1 protein-coding gene is annotated in these 6,971 nt (G+C 74.7%); it reads right to left on the bottom strand.

The features are described 5' to 3' along the window. Positions 1-6,962 (bottom strand): SDR family NAD(P)-dependent oxidoreductase (locus tag ACFCZ1_RS36625; protein ID WP_376682628.1); only part of this gene is annotated, 6,962 nt, incomplete at its 3' end. Positions 6,963-6,971 lie beyond the last annotated feature (9 nt).

The following is a 6,971-nucleotide window of genomic DNA, read 5'->3' as shown; positions in this document are numbered from 1 at the left end:
CCGATCGAGTGACCGGCCACGACATCGGGCTTCACGCCCCACGCCTCGACCAGCCGGAACAACGCCACCTCAAGCGCGAACAACGCCGGCTGGGTCAAGGCCGTGGCGTTCAACGCCTCCGGGTCGTCACCCCACACCACCTCACACAACGACCGGCCCAGATGCGGGTCGATCTCCGCACACACCGCGTCGAAAGCCTCCGCGAACACCGGGAAAGCGGCATACAACTCCCGCCCCATCCCCAACCGCTGCGCACCCTGACCCGTGAACAGGAACGCCGTCGAGCCCTTCGCCACCGCCCCGCTGACCACCCCCGGGGACTGCTGACCCGCGGCCAGCGCCGCGAGGGCGCCCGGGCGGTCGTCGGCCACGATCACCGCCCGGTGCTCCATGGCACCGCGCGAGGTGGCGAGGGCGTGCCCGATGTCCTCGGGGCGGTGGGCGTCCGCCACCCCGAGCAGCCGCTCGGCCTGGCCGGCCAGCGCCTTCGCGGACTTCGCCGACAGCACCCACGGCACGACGGGCAGTCCGGCCCCCGGCTCGCCCACAGCGGCCTCGGTCACGGCTTCCCGCGGTGCCTCCTCCACGATCACGTGCGCGTTGGTCCCGCTCAGTCCGAACGAGGAGACGGCGGCCCGGCGCGGCCGGTCCGTCGCGTCCCACTCGCGCGCCTCGGTGAGCAGTTCCACCTCGCCCGCCGACCAGTCGATCTGGTCCGAGCGCTCCTCGGCGTGCAGGGTCGGCGGCAGCACTCCGTGCCGCATCGCCATCACCATCTTGATGATGCCCGCCACGCCCGCCGCGGCCTGCGTGTGACCCATGTTGGACTTGATGGAACCCAGCCACAGCGGCTGCCCCTCGGGCCGCCCCTGTCCGTACGTGGCCAGCAGCGCCTGCGCCTCGATCGGGTCGCCCAGCCGGGTGCCCGTACCGTGCGCCTCGACCGCGTCCACCTCGGCCGCCGACAGCCCGGCGTCCGCCAGGGCCTGGCGGATCACCCGCTGCTGCGCGGGCCCGTTCGGCGCGGTCAGACCGTTCGACGCACCGTCCTGGTTCAGCGCCGAACCCCGCACCGTCGCCAGCACCGGGTGCCCGTTGCGCCGCGCGTCGGAGAGCCGCTCCAACAGCAGCATGCCGGCGCCCTCGCCCCAGCCGGTACCGTCCGCGCCCGCGCCGAAGGACTTGCAGCGGCCGTCCACGGACAGGCCGCGCTGTTCGCTGAAGTACACGAGCATGTCGGGCGTGGACATCACGGTGACACCGCCCGCCAGCGCCAGGGAGCACTCCCCCGACCTCAGCGCCTGCGCCGCCATGTGCAGCGCGACCAGCGAGGACGAGCACGCCGTGTCCACCGTGACCGCCGGGCCCTCCAGCCCCAGGGTGTAGGCGACCCGGCCGGAGACGAGACTGCCCGCTGTGCCGCCGGCGTAGTCGTGGTACATCACCCCGGCGTACACACCGGTCCGGCTGCCCTTCAGAGTGCCCGGGTCGACCCCGGCCCGCTCGATGGCCTCCCAGGAGGTCTCCAGCAGCAGCCGCTGCTGCGGGTCCATGGTCAGCGCCTCGCGCGGGCTGATCCCGAAGAACGCCGGGTCGAACTCGGCCGCGTCGTAGAGGAAGCCTCCGTCGCGGGCGTACGACTTGCCCGGCACGCCCGGCTCCGGGTCGTAGACGCCCGGATCCCAGCCCCGGTCGTCGGGCAGGGGGGCGATCGCGTCCACGCCGTCGGCGACCAGCCGCCACAGGCCGTCCGGCGTGGTCACCCCGCCCGGGTAGCGGCAGGCCATGCCGACGATCACGATCGGATCGTCGTCCGTGGCGCGGACGGCGACGGCCGCCCCCTGCGCGGAGCCCGCGTCCGGGGTGCCGTCGAGGAGTTCTCGTACGTACGCCGCTGCCGCCTCGGCGGTCGGGTAGTCGAAGATCAGCGTGGCCGGAAGCCGCAGACCGGTGGCCGAGTCGAGCCGGTTGCGCAGTTCGACGGCCGTCAGCGAGTCGAAGCCCAGCTCGTCGAAGGCACGGCCGGGTTCGATGGCGTCGCCCGAGGCGTGTCCCAGGACCGTCGCGACCGTCGTACGGACCAGGTCGAGCACGGCGGCGGCGCGGTCGGCTCCGGTCAGACCCGCGAGCCTGCCGCGCAGCGCCGGGGAGCCGGACCCGGTGCGGGTCGTCCGGCGGCCGGGGGTGCGTACGAGGCCGTGCAGCAGGGCGGGGGTCTCCTCCGCCTGTGCGCGCAGTACGCCGAGGTCCAGGCGGACCGGCACGGTGGCGGCGGCACCCGATCGCAGCGCGGCGTCGAAGAGGGCGAGGCCGCGGTCGGCGGGGAGGGCGGGGGTGCCCGCCCGGCGCATCCGCTCCAGCTCGGCGGCGCCGAGCCGGGTGCCCATGCCGCCCGCGGTGTCCCACAGCCCGAAGGCCATGGAGACGGCGGCGAGTCCGCCGGCCCGGCGGTGGGCGGCCAGGGCGTCGAGGAAGGCGTTGGCGGCGGCGTAGTTGCCCTGTCCCGTCGAGCCGAGGGTGCCGGCGATGGACGAGAAGAGGACGAACGCGGTGAGGCCGAGGCCTTCGGTCAGCTCGTGCAGGTGCCAGGCGGCATCCGCCTTGGGGGCGAGGACGCCGGTCACCCGCTCGGCGGTGAGCGAGGTGATCATCGCGTCGTCGAGTACGCCCGCCGCGTGGACGACTCCGCGCAGCGGGTGCGCGGGGTCCACCCCGGCCAGGAGCGCCGCGAGGGCGTCCCGGTCGGAGACGTCGCACGCGGCGACCGAGACGCGCGCCCCCAACTCCTCGAGACCGGTCACGACTTCGGTGACGCCGGGCGCGTCCGCACCCCGCCGGCCGACCAGCAGCAGATGACGGACCCCGTGCTCGGCCGCCAGGTGCCCGGCCACCAGGGCGCCCAGGCCGCCGGTGCCGCCGGTGACGAGGACCGTCCCGTCCGGGTCCCACGCCGTCTCGGGTCCGGTCGCGGCCGTGACCCGGACCAGCCGGGGAACCAGGATCCGGCCGTCGCGTACGGCCGACTCCGGTTCGCCCTGGGCCCGTACGGGGCCGGAGCCGCCCTCGGCCCCGTCCTCCGTGTCCAGGAGCACGAACCGGCCGGGGTTCTCCGCCTGCGCCGCCCGCACCAGGCCCCATACCGGGGCCTGCCGCACGTCGACCGGATCGCCGTCACCGACCGCGACCGCACCGCGCGTGACGACCACGAGGGTCGACGCGGCGAACCTCTGGTCGGCCAGCCACGTCTGCAGCACCTCCAGGACCCGGCCCGTCAGGGCGTGGACGGCGGACGGCACGTCCTCGCCGGTCGCCGCGCACTCCAGGACGACCGTGGCGTCGACCGGGCCCTCGGCCGGCACGTCCTCCCACCGCGTCCACTCGCCCGGCGCGGCGGCGTCGGCCGCCGGCTGCCATACGACGCGGTAGAGCGGATCCGCGGCGGGGCCGCCGGTCCCGGACTCCTCCACGGCCCGGCCGACGACACCACCGACCGCCGCGACCGGGGCGCCGGCCGCGTCCGCCACCTCCAGGGAGAGGCTCTGCGGGGTGGGCCGGGAAATCCGTACGCGGGCCGCCGACGTGCCGGCCGCGAACAGCCGGACGTCCTTCCAGACGAACGGCAGGACCGTGGCACCGCCGTCGTCATCGGCGCCGTCCACCAGCGCGGCGTGCATCGAGGCGTCCAGCAGCGCCGGGTGCAGCCCGTACGCGTCCGCCTCCATGTCCTGGCCCAGCGTCACCTCGGCGTAGACGGCTCCGTCGAGCCGCCAGGCGGCGGTCAGGCCCTGGAAGGCCGGCCCGTAGGCGAGACCGCGCTCGCTCAGGGCCTCGTACGCGCCGTCGAGCGGGAGCGGGACCGCACCGGGCGGGGGCCAGGCGGCGGCCAGGTCGAAGGCGGGCGCGTCCGCGCCTTCGGCCAGTACGCCTTCCGCGTGCAGGGTCCAGTCGGATTCGGGGAGGCTCTCGTCCCGCGCGTACACCCCGACCGTGCGCCGCCCGGTCCCGTCGGCGGCGCCGACGACGACCTGTACGGCGACGGCACCGTCCTCGGGGAGTACGAGGGGCGCGTGCAGGGCGAGCTCTTCGAGGACGTCGCAGCCCGCGTGGTCGCCCGCGCGGATCGCCAGTTCCACGAATCCCGAGCCGGGGAAGAGGATCGTGTCCCGCACCACGTGATCGGCGAGCCACGGCTGCGCGGCGACGGCGAGGCGTCCGGTGAGGACGGCGCCGCCCGAGTCTGCCAGGGTCACCACCGCGCCGAGCAGCGGGTGGGCGTGGGCTGCGGCCGCCCGCACCGCGTCGATCCAGTAGCGGGTGCGCTGGAAGGGGTAGGTCGGCAGGTCGAGGCGCTGGGCGCCGGTCCCCGCGTAGTACGCCTGCCAGTCGACGCGTACGCCGTCCACGTGCAGCCGGGAGAGGGCCGCGACCAGCGCTTCGGGCTCGGGCCGGTTGCGGCGCAGGGCCGGTACGAGGACCGCCCGCTCGGATTCGGCGACCTGCTGGGCGAGTCCGGTGAGGATGCCGTCAGGTCCGATCTCCAGGAACCGGGTCACACCCTGCTGTTCCAGCGTGCGGACGGCGTCGGCGAACCGGACCGCCTCGCGCACCTGACCCACCCAGTACTCGGGCGACTGCCAGGCGGCGCCGGTGCGGTCGCCCGTCACCGTCGAGACGGCCGCGATCCGCGGCTCGCCGTACGTCAGCTCCCGCGCGACGGCCCGGAACTCCTCCAGCATCGGATCCATCAGCGACGAATGGAACGCGTGCGACACCGACAGACGACTCGTCTTACGCCCCACCGCCGCGAAATGCTCACCCACGGCCAGCACCCCGGCCTCGGCACCCGAAACCACCACGGACTGCGGCCCGTTGACCGCCGCGATCCCGACCCCGTCGGTCAACAGCGGCAGCACCTCCGCCTCGGTGGCCTGCACGGCCAGCATCGCCCCACCCGCCGGAAGCTCCTGCATCAGACGCCCACGCGCCACGACCAGCCGGGCCGCGTCCGCCAGCGACAGCACGCCGGCGACATGCGCGGCCGCCAGCTCACCGATCGAGTGACCGGCCACGACATCGGGCTTCACGCCCCACGCCTCGACCAGCCGGAACAACGCCACCTCAAGCGCGAACAACGCCGGCTGGGTCAAGGCCGTGGCGTTCAACGCCTCCGCGTCCTCACCCCACACCACCTCACACAACGACCGGCCCAGATGCCCGTCCACCTCCGCACACACCGCGTCGAAAGCCTCCGCGAACACCGGGAAAGCGGCATACAACTCCCGCCCCATCCCCAACCGCTGCGCACCCTGCCCCGTGAACAGGAACGCCGTCCGGCCACCGGACTGCGCCTGACCGGTCACCACCGCGGGGTGTTCCTCACCCGCCGCGAGGGCGGCGAGCCCGCTCTCGCGGTCACCCACCACCACCGCCCGGTGTTCGAACAGGGAGCGGGAGGCCGCCAGGGAGTGGCCGACGTCCACCGGCCGGAGCGCGCCGTCGCCCACCCGCGCGAGGAGACCCGCCGCCTGGTCCGCCAGGGCCTGCGCGGTCTTCGCCGACACCGGCCACGGCACCACCGGCGGCAGCGGTCCCGCCGGCACCTCGCCCGACGCCGGCTCCCCGGCCGGCGCCTGCTCCACGATCACGTGCGCGTTGGTCCCGCTCAGTCCGAACGAGGAGATGCCCGCCCGCCGCGGCCGGCCCTCCGCCTGCCACTGGCGGGCCTCGGTGAGCAGCTCCACGTTCCCCGCCGACCAGTCGACCTGATCCGACGGCGCGTCCACGTGCAGGGTCGGCGGCAGCACTCCGTGCCGCATCGCCATCACCATCTTGATGATGCCCGCGACACCCGCCGCGGCCTGCGTGTGACCGAAGTTGGACTTGACGGAGCCCAGCCACAGCGGCCGCTCCGAAGGACGCCCCCGCCCGTACGTGGCCAACAGCGCCTGCGCCTCGATCGGGTCGCCCAGCCGGGTGCCCGTACCGTGCGCCTCGACGGCGTCGACCTCGGCCGCCGATATCCCGGCGTCCGCCAGGGCCTGGCGGATCACCCGCTGCTGCGCCGGACCGTTGGGCACGGTCATGGCGCTGGACGCGCCGTCCTGGTTGACGGCCGAGCCGCTGACCAGCGCGAGTACCGGGTGCCCGTTGCGGCGGGCGTCGGAGAGCCGCTCCAGCAGCAGGACGCCCGCGCCCTCGCCCCAGCCCGTGCCGTCCGCCGCCGCCGCGAACGGCTTGCAGCGGCCGTCGGGCGCGAGCCCCCGCTGCTCGCTGAAGTACACGAGCATGTCGGGCGTGGACATCACGGTGACACCGCCCGCCAGCGCCAGGGAGCACTCCCCCGACCTCAGCGCCTGCGCCGCCATGTGCAGCGCGACCAGCGAGGACGAGCACGCCGTGTCCACCGTGACCGCCGGGCCCTCCAGGCCGAGCGTGTACGCGGTGCGGCCGGAGACGAAACTGCCCGCGCTGCCGTCCGCGTAGTCGTGGTACATCACCCCGGCGTACACACCGGTCCGGCTGCCCTTCAGCGTGCCCGGGTCGACCCCGGCCCGCTCGATGGCCTCCCAGGAGATCTCCAGCAGCAGCCGCTGCTGCGGGTCCATGGTCAGCGCCTCGCGCGGGCTGATCCCGAAGAACGCCGGGTCGAACTCGGCCGCGTCGTAGAGGAACGCGCCGTCGCGGGCGTACGACTTGCCCGGCACGCCCGGCTCCGGGTCGTAGACGCCCGGATCCCAGCCCCGGTCGGCCGGGAAGCCGGACACCGCGTCCGTTCCGTCGGCGACGAGCCGCCACAGGTCCTCCGGCGTGCCCGCCCCGCCCGGATAGCGGCACGCCATGGCCACGATCGCGATCGGGTCGTTGCTCGCGGCGCTGAGCCGGGCGTTCTCCTCGCGCAGCCGCTCGTTGTCCGTGAGTGACTTGCGCAGCGCTGCTACGACCTGTTCCACCGATGTGCTCACGTCATCCTC

The organism is Streptomyces sp. NPDC056224, from assembly GCF_042267665.1.
Taxonomy (GTDB): Bacteria; Actinomycetota; Actinomycetes; order Streptomycetales; family Streptomycetaceae; genus Streptomyces.
Note: the sequence above shows the minus strand (reverse complement) of the source record. Positions and strands in the feature narration are given on the sequence as shown.